The sequence below is a fragment of the Thauera sp. ZXT1-4 genome (assembly GCF_052598215.2).
The window spans coordinates 104,680-123,104 of record NZ_JBQWSN020000001.1; the positions used below are offsets into that span (position 1 = coordinate 104,680).

The 18,425-nt window shown below is 66.9% G+C and carries 14 protein-coding genes and 1 pseudogene; 7 read left to right on the plus strand and 8 right to left on the minus strand.

Going from position 1 to position 18,425, the window contains the following annotated elements; all coding sequences use genetic code 11:
- Window positions 1-27 precede the first annotated feature (27 nt).
- A complete protein-coding gene (locus ACUH78_RS00520) occupies window positions 28-3,051 on the minus strand; it encodes a diguanylate cyclase (protein ID WP_445332530.1) in 3,024 nt (1,007 codons plus the stop codon).
- Between the two features lie 288 nt (window positions 3,052-3,339).
- Here ACUH78_RS00520 and ACUH78_RS00525 point away from each other — a divergent pair, with 288 nt between their 5' ends.
- On the plus strand, window positions 3,340-4,530 hold the full coding sequence (locus ACUH78_RS00525) for a class I SAM-dependent rRNA methyltransferase (RefSeq protein WP_418363092.1): 1,191 nt from the start codon (window positions 3,340-3,342) through the stop codon (window positions 4,528-4,530).
- A gap of 34 nt (window positions 4,531-4,564) precedes the next feature.
- Here ACUH78_RS00525 and ACUH78_RS00530 read toward each other — a convergent pair whose 3' ends face one another.
- The gene (locus ACUH78_RS00530; RefSeq protein WP_445332589.1) at window positions 4,565-5,203 is read right to left on the minus strand and encodes a pyridoxamine 5'-phosphate oxidase family protein; all 639 of its coding nucleotides are present in this window, start codon (window positions 5,201-5,203) and stop codon (window positions 4,565-4,567) included.
- Between the two features lie 96 nt (window positions 5,204-5,299).
- Between ACUH78_RS00530 and pdxR the strand changes: the two are divergent.
- The 5 genes and pseudogenes from pdxR (at window position 5,300) to ACUH78_RS00555 (ending at window position 12,184) form a co-directional block, all read left to right on the plus strand.
- Window positions 5,300-6,754 (plus strand): annotated as a pseudogene (gene pdxR, locus ACUH78_RS00535) (MocR-like pyridoxine biosynthesis transcription factor PdxR).
- Window positions 6,755-6,758: 4 nt separating this feature from the next.
- Complete coding sequence (locus ACUH78_RS00540; protein WP_435751500.1) at window positions 6,759-7,277, plus strand: hypothetical protein; 519 nt, start codon at window positions 6,759-6,761, stop codon at window positions 7,275-7,277.
- Window positions 7,278-7,376: 99 nt separating this feature from the next.
- Entirely contained in the window at window positions 7,377-7,841 is a 465-nt protein-coding gene (locus ACUH78_RS00545) for a VOC family protein (RefSeq protein ID WP_418363090.1), read from the plus strand.
- 134 nt (window positions 7,842-7,975) lie between these two features.
- Window positions 7,976-9,109 (plus strand): efflux RND transporter periplasmic adaptor subunit, encoded by a 1,134-nt coding sequence (locus tag ACUH78_RS00550; protein ID WP_435751501.1) that lies wholly within the window; start codon window positions 7,976-7,978, stop codon window positions 9,107-9,109.
- Window positions 9,110-9,112: 3 nt separating this feature from the next.
- Window positions 9,113-12,184, plus strand: coding sequence for an efflux RND transporter permease subunit (locus tag ACUH78_RS00555; RefSeq protein WP_435751502.1), 3,072 nt, complete (start codon window positions 9,113-9,115; stop codon window positions 12,182-12,184).
- 62 nt (window positions 12,185-12,246) lie between these two features.
- Here ACUH78_RS00555 and ACUH78_RS00560 read toward each other — a convergent pair whose 3' ends face one another.
- From ACUH78_RS00560 to ACUH78_RS00585, 6 genes are all read right to left on the minus strand, one after another.
- Window positions 12,247-12,468 (minus strand): HP1242/YdcH family protein, encoded by a 222-nt coding sequence (locus tag ACUH78_RS00560; protein WP_418363087.1) that lies wholly within the window; start codon window positions 12,466-12,468, stop codon window positions 12,247-12,249.
- A 118-nt stretch (window positions 12,469-12,586) separates the two neighbouring features.
- Window positions 12,587-13,132, minus strand: coding sequence for a DUF1415 domain-containing protein (locus ACUH78_RS00565; protein ID WP_418363086.1), 546 nt, complete (start codon window positions 13,130-13,132; stop codon window positions 12,587-12,589).
- Between the two features lie 10 nt (window positions 13,133-13,142).
- Window positions 13,143-14,123, minus strand: coding sequence for a tRNA (adenosine(37)-N6)-dimethylallyltransferase MiaA (miaA, locus tag ACUH78_RS00570; protein ID WP_445332529.1), 981 nt, complete (start codon window positions 14,121-14,123; stop codon window positions 13,143-13,145).
- Between the two features lie 169 nt (window positions 14,124-14,292).
- A complete protein-coding gene (locus tag ACUH78_RS00575; RefSeq protein ID WP_418363084.1) occupies window positions 14,293-14,862 on the minus strand; it encodes a FlgO family outer membrane protein in 570 nt (189 codons plus the stop codon).
- Window positions 14,859-15,557 (minus strand): hypothetical protein, encoded by a 699-nt coding sequence (locus ACUH78_RS00580; RefSeq protein ID WP_418363083.1) that lies wholly within the window; start codon window positions 15,555-15,557, stop codon window positions 14,859-14,861. Before ACUH78_RS00580 ends, ACUH78_RS00575 begins: the two co-directional genes overlap by 4 nt.
- A 274-nt stretch (window positions 15,558-15,831) precedes the next feature.
- Window positions 15,832-17,568: a diguanylate cyclase domain-containing protein gene (locus ACUH78_RS00585; protein WP_418363082.1), complete on the minus strand. Its 1,737-nt coding sequence runs from the start codon at window positions 17,566-17,568 to the stop codon at window positions 15,832-15,834.
- A 239-nt stretch (window positions 17,569-17,807) separates the two neighbouring features.
- Between ACUH78_RS00585 and ACUH78_RS00590 the strand changes: the two genes are divergently transcribed.
- Complete coding sequence (locus ACUH78_RS00590) at window positions 17,808-18,386, plus strand: YqaA family protein (RefSeq protein ID WP_445332528.1); 579 nt, start codon at window positions 17,808-17,810, stop codon at window positions 18,384-18,386.
- Window positions 18,387-18,425 lie beyond the last annotated feature (39 nt).

Genomic DNA, 18,425 nt, shown 5'->3' on the forward strand with positions numbered 1-18,425 from the left:
GCATGCCGCCGTGTCGGGTGCGGATGCCTAATCCGCGCCTTCGTCCAGCAGGCAGACCCGGTTGCGCCCGGCGCTCTTCGCGTTGTAGAGGGCACGATCGGCCCTGCTGAGCAGGCGAGCGGGGTCGCGGCCGGTAAGCGGCGTGAGGCCGATGCTGGTTGTGAACCGGATTGCCCCGGAAACGGTAGCGGCCGGGCTGTTCTCGACTGCCTGGCGAAGGCGTTCGGCGAGTGCGCGTGCTTCATCCAGGCTCACGTCGTGCAGCAGCGCAGCGAACTCCTCTCCGCCTAGGCGCGCTGCATCGTCCTGCTGGCGCAGGCTTTGGCGAATCAGGTGCGAAACGTGGCGGAGAACGTCGTCTCCGGTACCGTGCCCGAAGCTGTCGTTGATCTGCTTGAAGTGGTCCAGATCGAGCATCAGCAGCGCACCACGCCGCTCGGGCTCGCGCTGCAGCGCGTCGATGGCCGCGTCCAGGCAAGCCATGAAGCTGCGGCGGTTGGGCAGACCGGTCAGCGCGTCGGTTGCCGCAAGCTCGTAGAGCTTGCGTTCGCGCGTCTTGCGCTCGGTGATGTCGCGCAGCAGCCACACGCGGCCCAGGCGCCGCCCCTCATGCTCGATCGGCAGCCAGTCGACCTCCATCGTGCTGTTGTTTTCGCTGTCGACCTCGATGCTGCGGCGCTTCTCGCCCGTTGAATCGGGAGCGGGCTGGTGCAGCCAGGCCGCTCGTTCGGTGCCTAGCCGCTTGCACAGCGTTTCGTGCTGTAGCCCGATCAGTTCGCCGGGCAGGTCCGGAATGTCAAGAAGCTCGCACAGACCCTGGTTGGCGGAGCTGATGATGCCGTTCTCGTCCTCGATCAGCACGCCGCCCGGGAAGCGCTCGAGCACCGTGCGCAGGCGCAGTTGTTCGGCGGCGAGGGCCGCCCGGGCGTCGCGCTTGTCCGAAATGTCGATCAGCGTCCACACGACCTTGCTTTGCGGGTCGGTGGGGTCAAGCATGACGGCATGGGCATCGAACCAGCGCTCCGTGCCGCGGTTGTCGAGGAGGGGGAGCTCAAGGTTGATTTGCCCCGTTTCGCGCAGCCGGCGATAGTGCTCGGCCATGCTTGCTTCATGTTGCGGACTGGCGTGGAACTGCGGAGCCTCCATGTCGGCCAGATTGCGCCCCGGGGGCGCAAAGATCGCGCTGGCGCGGCCGTTGGCCTTGAGGATCCGGCGCTGCGGGTCCATCAGGGCGATTGCCGCCACGCTGTGGTCGAGCAGGGCGCGGCGAAGCTGGGCGTCGGCCACGCGCTCGGTGATGTCGCTGAAGGTGCCTACGACGCGAACGGGCCGGCCTTGGCCGTCTCGGTCCACGACCCGGCCGCGGGTGCGCACCCACACCCATTCGCCCGAAGTCTTGCGCAACCGGAAGGAGCCGGAGAGCGGCTTGTCCGGATTCGCGAAGATGTTCGCGTATTGCTCCTGGTGGTCCGCCGTGTGATCGAAAGGGTGGACAAGCGCAAAGATGTCCGCGGCAGGGTCGGTTGTCTCGATGCCCGGGCGCCCGAGCATTTCATTGCTCCGCTCATCGAGGGTGAGCTCGTCGTTCTCCAGATCCCATGCCCACAGACCGTCTCCCACGGCGCCAATTGCCTGGCGGAGGCGCTGCTCGTTCTCGCGCAGCCGCTCCGCTGCGAGGTGCTCGTCGGTGACATCGCGGATGTAACCGTGCCAGAGAATGCCACCGTCCTCGGTGGGCTCGGGGTTCGATTCGCCGAGCAGCCAGCGCGTATGCCCCTGCGGGTCGAGGATGCGGTACTCGGCACGCCATGGCATGAGCTTGGCAACAGAGCGCTGGATAGTCTCGTGCACCGGTGCCAGGTCGTCCGGGTGGATGCGCTCGAACAGCGGCGCGGCGTTGTGCCCGAGTGCCTCGGGCGTGACACCGAAGAGTGCCTCTACGCCCGGGCTGCAATACGGCATGGAGGATTGGCCGTCCGCCGTGAGCAGGAACTGGTACAGAAAGCCGGGGACGTGTGTGACCAGCTTCTCCATCCGCTCACGGGCCTGGGCAAGCTCGCTCGCCTGGCGCGCATGGCGCAGCCACAGGGCGCTGAACAGCAGCGCGGACAGCAGGATGAGCAGGGAGCCCAAGGCGTTCTGCGTGCGGCTGTCGCGGACGGTCTTCTGCACCGTGGCGAATGTGGTTTCCACGCTCAGCCCGATCGCGGCCACGACCGGGTATCCGGGCACCCGGTGCCAGGCGTAGTAGCGTTCCACACCGTCCACCGGCGCCACGGCCGTGAAGCTGCCTTCTTCCAAGTCGGGATGGACGAGGTAGGGGCGATCGGCGGGGACGCTGGTCTCCAGCGCGACCTCCAGCGGTCCTGAGTGCGCCATGAAGCGGCCGCTGCCCAGCACCAGTGCGGCAACGTCTTCCGCGTTCGGGTAGAGCGCCCGCAGATTCCTGGAGAGGTGGGCCGAGGAGACGGCGACGATTACCACTCCGGCAAAGGTGCCGTTCCGGATCAAGGGGCGGCTGAACGGGACGGTCCATTCACCGGAAACTCTGTCGCGAACCGGCTGGCCGACGAACAGTTGGGGCGTTCCCCCGTGCAGGTGGGCATGGAAATACGTACGGTCGGAAGTGTCTTGCGGCTCGGTGGGCGCGCCGCTTCTGCCGGCCAAGGTGGAGTAGAGGACGAGGCCGTTCGCATCGGTGACGCTGACGCTGCTCAGGGCCCCGTCAGGCAGTGCCAGGTGCGCCCGCAGGAGTGCCTCGCGTGCTTTCTTGTCTTCGTCCTGCGTCCAGTGATCGGTGAGGTGCCCGGTGAGGTAGTCGATCTTGCGCAACAGGGCATTGGTTTGCAGCGCGAGGGCGTGGGCCGTCTGTTGTCCGCGCAGATGGGTGAGCGTCTGGGCCTGTTCCAGCAGGCTCACATGCGTCTGGTGGAGGTGGAGCCAGTACCCCCCGAGCAGTGTCAGCAAGACCAGCCATCCGGCCAGCAGACGGCCGACGGGGCTGCGGCCCGCGAGGTGGGCGCCGCACTGCCGGAACAGACGGAAGAACATCAGATATCGGGCCTGGTGCGGGTTGGGTGCGGAACGGTGCTTCAGGCGCTTGACGCGTGCCCCCGGTAAACGCGCTGAAGAGCCAGTCGCTTCGTACGGGCTACGGTGTTCGACTCCCCCTGAACTGGGAGCGAACGAATAAATTCTATCAATTTGCGAAGTAATCCAACTGTGTATTTGTTGGGTTTCATCGCCATTTTTCCGATCTCGCTACCCGCTCTGGGCGCATTGGACGTGGCCCGGGGTACACTCGCGGATCGTCCATCTTCATTCCTTCTGCACACGCTCATGGCCCAACTCGTCCTCAAACCCGGCAAGGAGCGTTCGCTTTTCCGCCGCCATCCCTGGATCTTCGCCGGCTCGGTCGAGCGCCTCGACGGGCGCGCGCGGGCGGGCGACACCGTCACCGTACTGTCTGCCGAGGGCAAGGCGCTGGCGCGTGCCGCGTGGTCGCCCGCCTCGCAGATTCGCGCGCGGGTGTGGAGCTTCGACGCCGAAACCGTGATCGACCACGCCTTTTTCAAGCGTGCCGTCGCCGCATCGGTTGCGCGGCGCGCGGTGATCCCTGCCTTGCACGGTCAGGAGGGTGTGCGCCTGATCCATGGCGAGTCCGACGGCCTGCCGGGTGTGATCGCCGACCGTTACCGGGATGTGGTGGTGCTCCAGCTCACCAGCGCGGGTGCCGACAAGTGGCGCGAGGCGATCGTCGCCGGCCTGGTGCAGGCCACCGGCTGCGCCGTGGTCTACGAGCGTTCGGATTCCGAAGTGCGCGCGCTCGAAGGGCTGGAGTCCCGCACCGGCTGCGCGCATGGCGAACTGCCTGCGGACACGCTCACCATCCTCGAGAACGGCGTGCGCATGGAGGTGGACGCCGCAGGCGGGCACAAGACCGGTTTCTATCTCGATCAGCGCGACAACCGCCTGCTCACCGGCCAGCTCGCCAGCGGACGCGCGGTGCTCAACTGCTTCTGCTACACCGGCGGCTTCTCGCTGCAGGCGCTGGCGGGTGGAGCGTCGTCGGTGCTGTCGATCGACTCCTCCGGCCCGGCGCTGGCGTCTGCCCGGCGCAACCTCGCGCTCAATCCGCAACTCGATGCCAGCCGCGCCGAGTGGCTGGAGGCCGATGTGTTCAAGGCCCTGCGTGCGCTCAAGGAAGAAGGCCGCAAGTTCGACCTGATCGTGCTTGATCCGCCGAAGTTCGCGCCCTCCGCAGCCCATGCGGAGCGCGCCGCGCGCGCCTACAAGGACATCAACCTGTTCGGCTTTCGCCTGCTCAACCCGGGCGGCATCCTGATGACCTATTCCTGCTCGGGCGGTATCGGCCAGGAGCTGTTCCAGAAGATTGTCGCTGGCGCGGCGATCGACGCCGGTGTCGATGCGCGCATCCTCTACCGTCTGTCGGCTGCGCCGGATCACCCGATCGGGCTCGCGGTGCCGGAAGGCGAGTACCTCAAGGGCCTGGCCTGCCAGGTCGGTTGACGCAGGGTGCCTGAGCGACGCACAGCTTCGTCGTTCAGCCCAGGCGAGTCGCCGGCACCTTGCTGACCGCGCTGTCCCGCGCCGGGGCGGGCTCGCCGATGACCGTGTGCAAGGGAATCACGCCAGCCCATGCGCGCCAGTCCAGATCGGCCGGCTCGTCCTTGACGCCCCCGTTGCGCACCTTGGCGGCGGCTTCGTCCAGCGCGATCCGGAGCACAGCGGTGGCATCGACCTCCTTGCGGGTGATCGGGCGCAGGCTGTCCCAACGGCCGGGGTAGAGGCCATCTATGAAGCTTTGCAGGCTTTCCTGCTTGCGGACGGGGTCCGTCACCGCTTCGAACCGCCCGTAGAGGACAATCGACCGGTAGTTCATCGAATGGTGCAGTGCCGAGCGCGCGAGCACGAGGCCGTCGGCCAGGGCTACGGTCACGCAGGCCTCGCCCTCGGTGAGCGCCTTGAACATGCGCGAGGCCTTGGCGCCGTGGATGTAGAGGTGGCCGCCTTCCCGCCAGTGGGTGATGGGGATGGCATGCACGCTGCCGTCGATCTGGAAGGCGACGGTGCAGAGCATCGCTGCGTCGATGATCTCGGCGATCGTTGCCGCATCGTAACGGGCGCGATCGGGGAGGCGGCGGATCCGGGTGCGGGGCGAAGGGGCTGCAGACTGGCGCATCATCGAAGGGGCTCCGGTGGGTTGTCGATGAGCGGATCGTACGGGCTTGGTGGTACCTTATGTAGGGCCACCAAAGCACGAGAACATGGAGCCATGCTGGAATTCGACTGGCTGTTGACGCCGCTTGCCGGCGATTCGCTCCCCCGCCAGCGCGCCCTTTACCTCCGTCTGCGCGAAGCCGTTCTCAGCGGGCGGTTGCCCGCCGACACGCGTCTGCCGGCGAGTCGGCGCCTGGCCGCAACGCTCGGTATTGCGCGCAATACGGTGCTGTTCGCGTATGAGCAGCTCGTTGCCGAGGGCTGCCTGGTCGCCGACTGCCGGGGGACGCGCGTTGCGCGCCTGCCTGCGCGCGCGGGGCGAGAGGAACGAGAGGGGATGAACGCTCGTGGCGGGGCGGCCACCCCGGACTTGTCCCAACGCGCAGTCGTTGCCACACAGCATGAGCCAGCGCGCGACGCGGAAGCGCTGCCGTTTTCCCCCGGAGTGCCGGATTTCGGTGCCTTTCCTTTCCACAGCTGGCGGGCCTGCCTGGAGCGCGCCTGGAAGGACGCCGGCTGGCGCCAGCTCGGCTACGCCGCCCAAGGCGGAGATCCGGCGCTGCGCGAGGCGCTGGCTGCGCACCTGACCAGCGTGCGGGGGCTGGTGGTGGAGGCTGGACAGATTCTCATCACCAGCGGTTCGCAGATGGCGCTGGATCTGTGCGCACGCCTGCTCGCCGACCACGGCGACACCGTGTGGGCGGAGAACCCGGGCTATCTTGCTGCGCGCGTGGCTTTTGGGCTCGCAGGCTTGCGCATCCACGACGTCGCACTGGACGCGGAGGGCCTGTGCGCGACCGACCAGGACTGGCGGCAGCACCCGCCCAGACTGATCCTCGTCACGCCCTCGCACCAGTACCCCACCGGGGCGGTGATGTCGCTGGCTCGACGCTTGGCGCTGATCGAGCGTGCTGTCCGGGCAGGCGCCTGGATTGTCGAGGATGACTACGACAGCGAGTTCCGGCGTGCCGGACCGGCACCGCCCGCCCTGTTCGGCCTGCAGTCGGACGCGCCCGTGGTGTATGTCGGGACGTTCAGCAAGACGCTGTATCCTGGCTTGCGATTGGGCTACCTGGTGCTGCCGCGAGGGCTTGCGCCCGATTTCATCCATGCGGCCGCACACGCCACGTGAGCCGGGCAGGGTGTGGAGCAGCGTGCGCTGGCCGACTTCATCCAGCGCGGCTTCTACACCAGTCATTTGCGCCGCATGCGTGGGCTCTACAGTCGTCGCCAGGCACTGCTGCGCTTGGCTCTTCAGGAGGCGTTCGGCCCGGGCGCACAACTCTCGGGTGGAGAAGCGGGGCTGCATCTGGTGATGACCTTGCCGGAACGGATTGCGGACGGCGGGGTCGCAGAGCGGGCCAGCCGCATCGGGCTCGGGGTGCGGGCGCTCTCCGCCTATGCGAGGCCTCCGGTGCATTGCAATGGGCTGGTTCTGGGCTACGGCAATCTCGATGAGGACAACGTGGCTGAGGCGGTAAGGCGCTTGAAGGCGGTGGTCGCAGGAGGGTGAGGACGTGGCAGTTGTGGCGGGTGGGCAGGATTCGAGCGCCGTGCGGATGCGCGCGCTATGGGTGAGCGGCGCGCTGGCGGCGACCCTTTTCGTCGGGACGATGGGCTATCTGTGGCCGCTTCGGCCGGGTGCGATCGCATTGCAGTTCGCCTGGCATCCGCAAACCTTCGGTGCCATCGTCCATCTATGGCCGCCAGAAGACCTGGAGCGGTATCGCAGCCATCTTCCGATCGATTTCGTGACCCTGCTGGCCTACGGCAGCTTTGGCTGGCTGCTTGCGGTGCACACACGGGTCTTTGCGTTGCTCGGCCGCGGCGGGCAACTGTTCGCGCGCCTGTGCCTGCCGCTGGCGGCGGGCTTCGATGCGGCGGAGAACGCCTTCCACTGGTGGCTGACCGAGATGCCGCGCTTCGGTACGCCGCAGACCTACCTGTACACCACCGCCTGCTCGACGATGAAGTGGGCGCTGCTGATCGGATTCGGCCTGCTGGTGCTTTGGTCGCTGGCGCGTGCAAGGGACTGAACACCGCATGGATGGCAGCGGAGCAGGGGCCCGGACGGGCGGCGCCCGCCGGGCATTCATGGCAGCAAGGCATCCACGACAGACAGGAGGACATTGAACATGAAGCCCCGCATCAGCGTCATCACCCTGGGCGTGGACGCGCTCGAGCGCGCGCTCGCCTTTTATCGCGACGGACTCGGCTGGCCGACGGAAGGTATCGTCGGCGCGGCGTCGGAGCATGGCGGAGTGGTTTTCTTCGACCTTCAGCCCGCGCTGAAGCTGGCGTTGTTCGCGCGCGGGAGCCTGGCGCTCGATGCCGGCCTAGCGGACGCGGCACCCGGTGCTTGCCATGGCGTGCAGGGCGGCGGGGGAAACGGGGGCGCGCCCGCGTTCGCGCTCAGCCATAACGTCGCCGGCCGTGCCGACGTGGACGCTGTGCTGGCGCAGGCCGCGTCGGCCGGCGCGCGGATCACGCAGCCGGCGCGCGACACCTTCTGGGGCGGCTATGCAGGGTACTTCCTGGATCCGGACGGGCATCTGTGGGAAGTGGCCTGGAACCCGAAATGGCCGCTGCCGGACGATTGACTCGTCTTGCCGGGAAACGGGGAGGAACCGGACAGGGGGGCGTTTTGTCCTTAAACTTTTGTCCTTAAACTCATGCCGGTGAGCGCGTTGGCGCTCCTTCACGAGCCTCTCCCTTTCTTCCGATCCGGTTGCCCATGCCCTCCAGTCGAACCCTCATCACCCTTTTCAGCCTCGTCGGACTCGCCGCGCTGGGAGGCTATGCCTGGCATGTGAATCGCACGCCGGCCCCGGGGCAGCCTGTCGCTGCCCAGGTCAAGACAGCCGGGGCAGGGGGTGGAGGGGGCGGCGGCGCGGGGCAGGCTGCTCCGGTCGTGGTGGAGACGCAGGCGGTGAGCGTGCGTGTACTCGACGACGACGTGAGCGCGGTGGGTTCGCTGGTCTCCAACGAGTCCGTCGTGCTTCGCCCGGAGGTGTCGGGCCGGATCGAAGCGATCCACTTTCGCGACGGCGAGCCCGTGCGGCGCGGCGAGGTGCTGGTCGAGCTCGACGCCGCGGTGCAGCGCGCCGAGCTGCAGCAGGCGCGCGCCAACCTGACCCTGGCCGAGGCCGACTTCAGCCGCACGCAGGATCTGTTCGGGCGCAAGTTCGTCAGCCGCAGCAGCCTGGACGATGCGCGCGCCAAGCTCGAGGTGGCGCGTGCGGGGGTGGCGCTGGCGCAGGCGCGGCTGGCACGCATGCAGATCCGCGCGCCCTTCGACGGCGTGGTGGGCATCCGCAGCGTGAGCCCCGGCGACTTCGTTAAGGATGGTGATGTGCTCATCAACCTCGAGGACATCGCCACGCTGAAGCTGGATTTCCGCTTGCCCGAGCTCTACCTCGATCGCGTTCGCTCCGGGCAGACGCTGGAACTCTCCAGCGACGTGCTGCCGGGCGAGCTCTTTGCGGCCACTGTCGAGGCGATCGACCCGCTGGTCGATGCCGAGGGCCGCGCCGTGCGCCTGCGCGCGAGCCTGCCCAACCCCGACATGCGGCTGCGCCCGGGCGTGTTCGTGCGCGTGCGGCTGATCCTGGCCGAGCGCGGCGAGGTGGCCATGGTGCCCGAGGCGGCGCTGGTGCCGGCGCCGGGCGACGTGCAGTTCGTGTATCGCGTGGCTGACGGCAAGGTCCAGCGCGTGAATGTGCGCACCGGCCAGCGCCGCGACGCGATGGTCGAGATCGTCGATGGGTTGCAGCCGGGCATGGTGGTGGTCACGGCCGGGCAGCTCAAGCTGCGCGATGGCGCCGAGGTGAAGGTGGCGGCGGCCGGCATGGCGCCGCGGGCGGACTGAGCCATGGTCATTTCCGATATCTGCATCCGCCGCCCGGTGTTCGCCACCGTGCTGTCCCTGCTCGTACTGCTGATCGGCCTGATGTCCTACTCGCGCCTCACGGTGCGCGAATATCCCAACATCGACGAGCCGGTGGTCACGGTGGATACGCGCTACCGCGGCGCCAGCGCCGAGATCGTCGAGTCGCAGGTCACCAAGCCGCTGGAGGATTCGCTCGCCGGCATCGAGGGCGTGGATGTGCTGTCCTCGATCAGCCGCCAGGAGCGCAGCCAGATCACGGTGCGCTTCCGCGTCGAGCGCGACGCCGATTCGGCCGCGGCTGACGTGCGCGACCGTGTGTCGCGCGTGCGCCAGCGCCTGCCCGACGACATCGACGAGCCGGTGATCGCGAAGGTCGAGGCCGATGCCAGCCCGATCATCTGGGTGGCGTTCTCGTCCGACCGCCACTCGCCGATGGAGATCAGTGACTTCGCCAACCGCATCATCAAGCCGCGCATGCAGACCCTGCCCGGCGCGGCCGACGCGCGCCTGTACGGCGAGCGGCGCGCCTCGATGCGGATCTGGCTCGATCGCGACCGTCTCGCCGCCTTCGGACTCACGGTGCAGGACGTGGAGGATGCGATCCGGCGCCAGAACGTGGAGCTGCCCGCCGGCCGCATCGAGAGCCGCGAGCGCGAGTTTGCCGTGGTGGCGCAGACCGACCTCACCGAGCCGGCGCAGTTCGAGGCCATCGTGCTGCGTCAGGGTGCCGGCGCCGATGCCTATCCGGTGCGCGTCCGCGACGTCGGCCGGGTGGAGATCGCGCCCGAGAGCGAGCGTACCTCGGTTCGCTTCATGGGGCGGCCGGCGGTGTCGCTGGGCCTGATCAAGCAATCGACCGCCAACCCGCTCGACCTCAAGCGTGGGCTGGACGAGATGCTGCCGCGCCTGGAGAGCGAGTTGCCCGAGGGCATGTCGATGAAGATCGCCAACGACACCACGGTGTTCATCGAGCGTTCGATCGACGCGGTGTTCTCCACCATCTGGGAGGCGGTGCTGCTGGTGGCTGCGGTGTGCCTGTTCTTCCTGCGCAACTGGCGCGCGATGCTGGTGCCGCTGGTGACCATCCCGGTGTCGCTGGTGGGCGCCTTCACGCTGATGCTGGTGCTCGGCTTCTCGATCAACACGCTTACGCTGCTCGCGCTGGTGCTGGCGATCGGCCTGGTGGTGGACGACGCGATCGTGATGCTGGAGAACATCTACCGCCACATCGAGGAGGGGATGGCGCCGGTGGCTGCAGCCTTCAAGGGTGCCAAGGAGATCGGCTTCGCGATCGTGGCGATGACGATCACGCTCGCGGCGGTGTACGCGCCGGTGGCCTTCATGACCGGGCGCACCGGCAAGCTGTTTACCGAGTTCGCGCTCACGCTGGCAGGGGCGGTGCTGGTGTCGGGCTTCGTGGCGCTGTCGCTGTCGCCGATGATGTGCTCGAAGCTGCTGCGCCACGAGCCGAAGCACGGCGTGATCTACAACAGTATCGAGCGCCTGCTGTCGGGGCTCACCGCCGGCTACCGCGGCGTGCTTGCAGCGGCGCTGAAGGCGCGCTGGCTGGTGATGCTGGTGTTCGCGCTCGTCGCCGGCAGTTCGGTGTGGCTGATGGGCCAGCTCAAGACCGAGCTCGCGCCGCTGGAAGACCGCGGCCGCGTGATCGGCATGTTCACCGGGCCGGAGGGCGCCACGCTCGACTACATGGCGCGCTATGCGGCCGAGATCGAGGACATCTACGCCGGCCTGCCCGAGGTCGACCGCTACATGGTGATCGCGGGCAACCCGACCGTCTCGCAGGGCATCTCCTTCGTCGGCTTCACGGACTGGGAGGACCGTACCCGCACGGCCAACGAGATCTCCGCCGACCTGCAACCCAAGTTGCGCGCGGTGGCGGGGGTGAATGCCTTTCCGATCCTGCCCGCATCGCTCGGCCAGAGCGTGCGCTCGCGGCCGGTGAGCTACGTGATCGCGACCTCGGACAGCTACGACGAACTCGCCCGCGTGTCCGACGCCTTCCTGGATGCGATGGGTGACAACCCGGGCTTTCTGTCGCCCGACACCAACCTGAAGCTGACCATGCCCGAACTGGCGGTGGAGGTCGATCGCGACCGTGCCGCTGACCTTGGCGTGGCGGTGGATGCGATTGCGCGTACGCTCGAGAGCATGCTCGGCGGCCGCCAGGTCACGCGCTACAAGGAAGATGCCGAGCAGTATGACGTGATCGTGCAGGTCGCCGAGGACGCTCGCCGCGACCCGCGCGACATCCGCGACATCTACGTGCGGGCGCGCAACGGCGAGATGGTGCCGCTAACCAGCGTGGTGAAGGTGAGCGAGCGCGTGGCGCCGCGCGAGCTCAACCACTTCGGCCAGCGTCGCGCGGTGACGATCTCGGCCAACCTGGCGCCGGGCTATGCCCTGGGCGAGGCCTTGCAGTGGATGGACGACACGGCTGCGCGCATCCTGCCGCCGGGCTACAGCACCGACTACGACGGCCAGTCGCGCGAGTTCAAGACCAGCTCGGAGAGCCTGGCGCTGGTGTTCCTGCTCGCGCTCGCCTTCATCTACCTGGTGCTGGCGGCGCAGTTCGAGAGCTTCCGCGACCCGTTCATCATCATGCTCACGGTGCCGCTGTCGATGACCGGCGCGCTCGGCGCGCTGTGGCTGACCGGCGGCACGCTCAACGTGTACAGCCAGATCGGCCTGGTCACGCTGGTGGGCCTGATCACCAAGCACGGCATCCTGATCGTCGAATTCGCCAACCAGCTGCGCGAGCAGGGCCGCGAACTGCGCGAGGCGGTGGTCGAGGCCTCGGTGCTGCGCCTGCGCCCGATCCTGATGACGACCGGCGCCATGGTGCTCGGCTCGGTGCCGCTCGCGCTGGCCACCGGCGCCGGCGCCGAGAGCCGCCAGCAGATCGGCTGGGTGATCGTCGGCGGCCTGCTGATCGGCACCTTCTTCACGCTCTTCGTGGTGCCTACCGTCTATACCCTACTGGCACGGCGCGAGCGCGAGGCGCCTGCCGAGGTCGCGCAGGGCGTCGCTGCCTGAAAACAAAGAACCCCGCCGCACGAGCCGCGCTGGCGGGGTTCTTCATCGTGCGGAGTTGGCGATCAGCTTTCGGCGGCGACCCTCTTCAGGTACGCGTAGATCTGATCCTTGATCAGCAGCTTTTCCTTCTTCATGACTTCGAGCTCCACGTCGCTGGCCGGCACGATGTGGGTTTCGATATTGTGCACCTTCTCATCCAGCTCATTGTGCTTCTCGAAGAGCTGGGTGAAGTGGCGGTCGTGATGCTTGAGACGGGTGATCAGGTCGCGGTATTCGGGGAACATGGAAGGCTCCTGCGTTCAGGGTTGCAAAAAGCATGAAATGGCTGAACCTGCGCTTGAACTCAGTCTACTCCCGCTTTGGGTGCGCGGCCAGCGCGGCCGCCCCCGTTTCGAGCGCTGCTCAGCCGAACAGATACGGGAACAGCCGGGCGCGCTCCTCTGGGCTGAGCGTTTTCATGCGCTCGACATTGCGCTCGGGGATGCCCTCGATGTCGGGATAATGCTCGATCGCCTTCTCCAGGCTTTCCTCGCGGATGATGTGCAGCAAGGGCCAGGGCGACCGGTTGGTGAGGTTGCCGGGGTCGTCCGCCTCGGTATCCGCGAACTGGTACTGAGGATGGAAGCTCGCCACCTGCAGCTCGCCCTCCCAGCCGAACTGCTCCATCCACAGGTCGACCGCGTCGAGGAAGTCGTTGTACTCGGCGAAGTCCCCGAGCATGTCCGGGATGGCGAGCAGGGTGGTCTCGAGTGCCTCCACCGGAGTGTCGGCGAGGTGCTCGAGTTCGGCCTGGAGGTCGTCCAGCAGGACCTCGGCGTTTCGCGCGTGGCTGACCGCGATGCGCACGCGCTTCTCGCGCCGCGGCCGGGCGGCGAAGGGGCAGAGGTCCAGGCCGATGACGACTTGGTCGAGCCACTGCTCGATGTCGGCGATGATCTGTTCGTCCATGGGGGTTCCTTCAGGTGGTGGGGGCCGGGGGGGGCAGGCGCCGCAGCGCGGCGTTCAGTACGGCCTGGGGAAGGTCGGGGCGCAGACAGTCCAGCTCTTCGAGCGCTGGCCAGGTTTCGCGGAACTGGCGTTGCCAGGTGAGTTGTCGCTTGGCGAGCTGGCGCGTGGCGGCGATGCCCTTGAAGCGCAGTTCGTCGTAGCCGATTTTACCGTCGAGGTATTCCCATGCCTGACGATAGCCTACGCAGCGCATCGAGGGCAGGGCAGGGTCGAGCCGGTAGCGGGCACGCAGCTGGCGCACCTCGTCGATGAAGCCCGCGTGCAGCATGGCGTCGAAGCGGTCGGCGATGCGCGCATGCAGCACGCTGCGGTCGGCGGGGGCGAGCGCGATCGGCAGCAGGCGACAGGGCAGGGCGTCGTCCTCTTTTCGAGCATAGCTCTCCGCAAGCGGACGACCAGTGAGGCGGACGATCTCGAGTGCGCGCTGGATGCGCTGCGCGTCGCCCGGCTCCAGCCGTTCAGCGGCTGCGGGGTCGAGGCGGGCAAGCTCGGCATGCAGGGCCGGCCAGCCGCGCTCGGCGGCCTCCTGGTCGATTGCGTGGCGCAAGGCGGGGTCGGCGGCGGGCAGGTCGGAGAGGCCGTCGTGCAGGGCCTTGAAGTAGAGCATCGTGCCGCCTGCCAGCAGGGGGATGCGGCCGCGGGCGGAGATTTCGCCCATCAGCCGTATTGCGTCGGCGCGAAAACGCGCCGCGGAATAGCACGCTTCGGGCGTCACTACGTCGATCAGGTGGTGCGGGCACTCCGCGCGCTCGGCCGCGCTCGGCTTGGCGGTGCCGATGTCCATGTCGCGATAGACCAGCGCGGAGTCCACGCTGATGATCTCCACCGGCAATGCGCGTGCAAGCGTGAGTGCGCAGGCTGTCTTGCCACTGGCGGTCGGGCCGAGCAGCAACAGGGCGGGGGGCTGGCGAGCGGCGTCCCGTTTGGCCACGGGGCGGGCTTCGGAGATGAGATCGGTGTGCGCGGAAGGAGCAGGCTGGGACACGGTGCGGCGAAGAGTGGGCGTGGGCGGGATTATCCCCCAAAGCGCCGGGCGTGCCGTAAATGAAAGGGGCGGGCCCATTCGGGCGCGCCCCCTTGCGCTGCGGTCCTGCAGGGGATCAGCGGTTGGCTTTGAGCATTGAGCGCGTCATGCCGTCGAGCGGCAGCGCGTAGTCGTGCACGGCGAGCGCGACGTTGGTCTCGGGCTGGATTACCTTGAGGTTCACGAACACCATCTCGCTGCTTTGTGCATAGGTGCCAACAATAACAGCCTGGGCGTTGTGCGAGCTCGCGATGTCGCGGATCTCGCGGGTGAGCATCAGTTCGCCCTGGTCGCGGGCCATATAAACGTTATTGCGGAACTTCATCTCGATCATACGGTAGCCAGCATGCGTGAAGCGTGCCGAAACCTGTTCCGATATTACCCGGCCCAGCGTCGACGAGCGGTCGAGTGCGTCAATGTTTACCACTGTGGCGACGATCAGCGGCTGGTCCTTAGCAAGTTGTCCCTGCAGGCTGCCAAGCAGCTTGCTTGCAGCAGCGTAATTGGCAGGAATGAGCGGATTGGCCGCGGCCTGTTCCCAGGTCAGGTCCTGGCGCGCATTGACCGCGTTGGTGGCGCAGCCAGTGGCAGACAGGGCAACGGCGCCCGCGAGCGCGGCAAGGAGGGGTTTGCGCATCAGCATCATTCTCCTCCCACGACCTGGAAGGTCTTCATGATGGGCTTCGGTCTTTCGTCGCGCGACAGGTAGAGGCTTTGGTCTGCGTCGGCAACGTAATAGACGCTGGTGTTGCGCGCGATGTGACGATTCGCGTCGCTGACCGTTGTATTGACGATGATTTCCATGGACGGTGTAGTGCCGTCCGCGAACTCGGATTGGAACCACGCATGGGCATCCGCACCGCCCAGTGCGAGCAGCGCGGCCTTTGCCGGGCCGTTGGACGCGTACTCGACAATGTCGTAGAGCACCCACAGACCTGCGCCCAGCGTCGTTGCAGTGCCAGCATGACGGTACTGGGGCCGGTCCGCAGAGAAGGGCACGGCCTGGGTTTCTACGCCAACGCGAAGCGCACCCTCGGGAGAGCGCATCAGGGCATGTCCGCCGTCGATCAGGGCAGTGATGAGCTGGCTCGTGAAGGCACGCTCGAAGGGGGATGCGTCAGCGTGCTGGTTGACGAAAAGTGGGGTGTTCTCGGGGAGGCGGGCGGAGAGCTTTGCGGCCACGTCCTTGGCAATTGCGTTCCAGTGCGCCGCTGCCTGCAGCTTGTGCTGTTTGCTTGTTTCAAAGTTGGTCGCCAGTGGCGCAGGAGCGAAGGGCGTGGCGCATGCGGTCGCCAGCAGGGCTGTGGCTGCAACCGCAGCGGCGGTGAGGCATTTCTTCATTGAATGGGATCTCCGCAATCGAATTGCCTTTGTCATTTCCCTTCATGACGCAGGCGTGGCTTGTTATTGAAACTGCTTGTTACGCGCTACCCGGAAGCTAACAGAACGCACGCCAGGCTTCAATTTCAGCGTGCTGAAGAATGCGAAATAGTTCCGGGGTCCGAGCTGCACAAAAAACAGGCGCTGCAGAGGAACGCTTACACGACAGGGAGTTGGATGACTTGTCCACAGCTTATCCCGGTCGCTGTTCACGCTGGCTGGGGACAAGCCGGCGTCAGTCGCTGGCCTCCTGGCGTCGTCCCTGCTTGTTGGCGTACATCGCGTGGTCGGCGTGGCGCAGCAGGCCTTCAGCGCTGTCGCCGTCGTCGGGGTAGAGCGCGCAGCCGGTTGCGCCCCCGGCCAGGATGCTTGGCAGCGCGTCGACATGAAGGGGCTGGCTGAGTACCGTGTCGATGTGCGCACGAACGCTTTCGAGCGTTTCGCGATCAGGCACCCGGTCGACGAGGATGACGAACTCGTCGCCCGCATAGCGCGCGACCAGGTCCTCGCTTCGCACCGCCTGCTTTAAGCGGGCGGCGATCTCCTTCAGGACGCGGTCGCCCACCTCGTGTCCGTGCGAGTCGTTGATTTCCTTGAACCGGTTCAGGTCGATGAACAACACGCCGAGGTGGGGGTGGCGGCGGTCGTCGCGGATGTCCGTGATGCGACGCTGCAAGCCCTGGACCAGCGCCTCGCGGTTGGCGAGGCCGGTAAGGCGGTCGGTGCGCAGGCGTTCCTGCATGCGCTCGAAGTTGCGTGCTAGTTCGCCGATCTCGTCGCTGCGATCGATGTTCACCGGGCTGTTCAGGTCCCCATCGCCCACCCGCCCGGCAATCGCGGACAGCAGTCGCAGGTCGCGCGATACCCAGCCCAGGATCGATAGCCCGATGGCGATGGCGACGGCCACAGCAAGCGCAGCGAGGGCGACGGTGCGGCGTACGTTCTCGAAGACGCCGCCAAGGTAGTCGCTGGCCGGCATCGCAACCACGGTGATCCAGTCCAGCCCTGCGTTGTCCTGGACCCGATCGAACGCCGCGTAGATGAGGCTGCCGGAGTGGTCGGTGAACTCGAACACGCGCGGTAGCCGTTCGTCGGTGCGGTTTTCGATGCGTTCGCGTACCGTCTGATAGCTCGCCTTGACGAGCGGATGTGTGCTCTCGCTCGCAGCGATGCGTCCGTGCGTGCCGTCGGGCAGGGTGATCACGTTTTCGCTGGCGGAGGATGCGATCAGATTGCCATCGGGTTCGATGATGAAGGCGACGCCGTTGGGGGAGACTGTCAGCCGTGACACGAAGTCGTTGAGCGCCTTGAGCGACACGTCCGTCGCGACCACGCCTGCAAAGACGCCTCCCGGGGTCGGGACGCTACGGGCACGGGTCGCGACCAGTTGCAGCGTGCCGAAGTCGATGTAGACGGAAGTCCAGGTGTCGGAGGAAGAGTCGCGTCCGTCGGTGTACCACGGACGGGTGCGTGGGTCGAAGAGGTTCTTTTCGCGGCGTATGAATTCGAGCGGGCCGTCGATCCCGCTGAAGCGATAGATCGCACGGTGTTCGTCCGCCTTGAGCTTCATGCGCAACTCGACGTCTTCCCCGTTGTGTCGATACAGGCCGATCCCTTGGCCCATCTCGTTGCCGTAGTAGACGTAGTTGTTCGGGTCGGTGTGGATGGCGGTGGCGATCCACAACCGTGCGCGCAGTTCGTGGAAATCCTCCTGGATCTCTGCGGGTGCAGGCAAGCCCTGCGGGAACGCCGTCTCGAGGACTGCACCGGAACCGACGATGTGGCGGTCGACTGCCTGTGCGATGCGCCCCACGACCTCGAGCAGCAACTGTTCCGATACGGTGGAGACGGCGCGTCGGCCCGTGTCGTAGGAGAGCAGGCCGATGGCCAGCGCCAGCCCGAGTACGAGAACGACGTACGGGACGATGAGCACGACGCGAAGCGACGTGCGGCGAATGCGGCGTTGTTCCATCGTGAGTCGCAGAGAATATGGCGGAGGGATTGTCATCGGTTGCTGCGGATGCTGCAACCACGGATTGTCGTGAAACGTCGTTGAACTGCGGCGACGGGTGCTCTTTCCGTGCGTGCGGACCTCGTCTGCCGTGGAGTCGAGCACAGAGTATGTCCGCGCACGGGGGCGGGTGCTTGCGGTTATCATTCGGCACCTTCGCATCCGGGCCGAGGCCGGTGCGCATCCTTCGGGGCCGTGTTTTGAAGATCTTCTCTCCGCTGTATGAACGGGCGATGTCGTGGTCGCGCCATCGTCGTGCGCCTTGGTTTCTCGGTGTCCTGAGCTTTGCCGAGTCCTCCTTCTTTCCGATCCCGCCGGACGTGATGCTCGCGCCGATGAGCCTGGCGGAACCGCAGCGGGCCTGGTGGTTCGCCTTACTCACCACGGTGACGTCGGTGCTGGGGGGGCTGTTCGGCTACCTGATCGGCCATTACGCTTTCGATCTGGTTGAGCCGTGGCTGAGGACGAGCCACTACTGGAGCGCCTACGAGCAGGCGGTTGCGTGGTTCGAGCACTGGGGCTTCTGGGCGATCTTCGTGGCGGGCTTTTCGCCGATTCCCTACAAGGTGTTCACGATCGCGGGCGGCGTGGCGGGCATGGCCTTGCTGCCGTTCACGCTCGCATCCATGGTGGGTCGGGGCGCCCGCTTCTTTCTGGTCGCCGGCCTGATGGCCTGGGGCGGTGCGCGCATGGAAGCGGCGCTGCGCACGTATGTCGACCGTCTGGGCTGGGCGACGGTTGTGCTCGTGGTGGCGGGGGTGCTGGTCTATCGCGCCTGAGCGCGGCGCAAGCGGCGCTCCGCGATCGGGGTGGTGCCT

What these genes read in the sequence shown, in the direction of transcription:
- ACUH78_RS00520 (WP_445332530.1), bottom strand. Translation starts at nt 3,051, where the DNA reads ATGTTCTTCCGTCTGTTCCGGCAGTGCGGCGCCCACCTCGCGGGCCGC.
- ACUH78_RS00525 (WP_418363092.1), top strand. Translation starts at nt 3,340, where the DNA reads ATGGCCCAACTCGTCCTCAAACCCGGCAAGGAGCGTTCGCTTTTCCGC.
- ACUH78_RS00530 (WP_445332589.1), bottom strand. Translation starts at nt 5,203, where the DNA reads ATGCGCCAGTCTGCAGCCCCTTCGCCCCGCACCCGGATCCGCCGCCTC.
- ACUH78_RS00545 (WP_418363090.1), top strand. Translation starts at nt 7,377, where the DNA reads ATGAAGCCCCGCATCAGCGTCATCACCCTGGGCGTGGACGCGCTCGAG.
- ACUH78_RS00550 (WP_435751501.1), top strand. Translation starts at nt 7,976, where the DNA reads ATGCCCTCCAGTCGAACCCTCATCACCCTTTTCAGCCTCGTCGGACTC.
- ACUH78_RS00555 (WP_435751502.1), top strand. Translation starts at nt 9,113, where the DNA reads ATGGTCATTTCCGATATCTGCATCCGCCGCCCGGTGTTCGCCACCGTG.
- ACUH78_RS00560 (WP_418363087.1), bottom strand. Translation starts at nt 12,468, where the DNA reads ATGTTCCCCGAATACCGCGACCTGATCACCCGTCTCAAGCATCACGAC.
- ACUH78_RS00565 (WP_418363086.1), bottom strand. Translation starts at nt 13,132, where the DNA reads ATGGACGAACAGATCATCGCCGACATCGAGCAGTGGCTCGACCAAGTC.
- ACUH78_RS00575 (WP_418363084.1), bottom strand. Translation starts at nt 14,862, where the DNA reads ATGATGCTGATGCGCAAACCCCTCCTTGCCGCGCTCGCGGGCGCCGTT.
- ACUH78_RS00580 (WP_418363083.1), bottom strand. Translation starts at nt 15,557, where the DNA reads ATGAAGAAATGCCTCACCGCCGCTGCGGTTGCAGCCACAGCCCTGCTG.
- ACUH78_RS00585 (WP_418363082.1), bottom strand. Translation starts at nt 17,568, where the DNA reads ATGGAACAACGCCGCATTCGCCGCACGTCGCTTCGCGTCGTGCTCATC.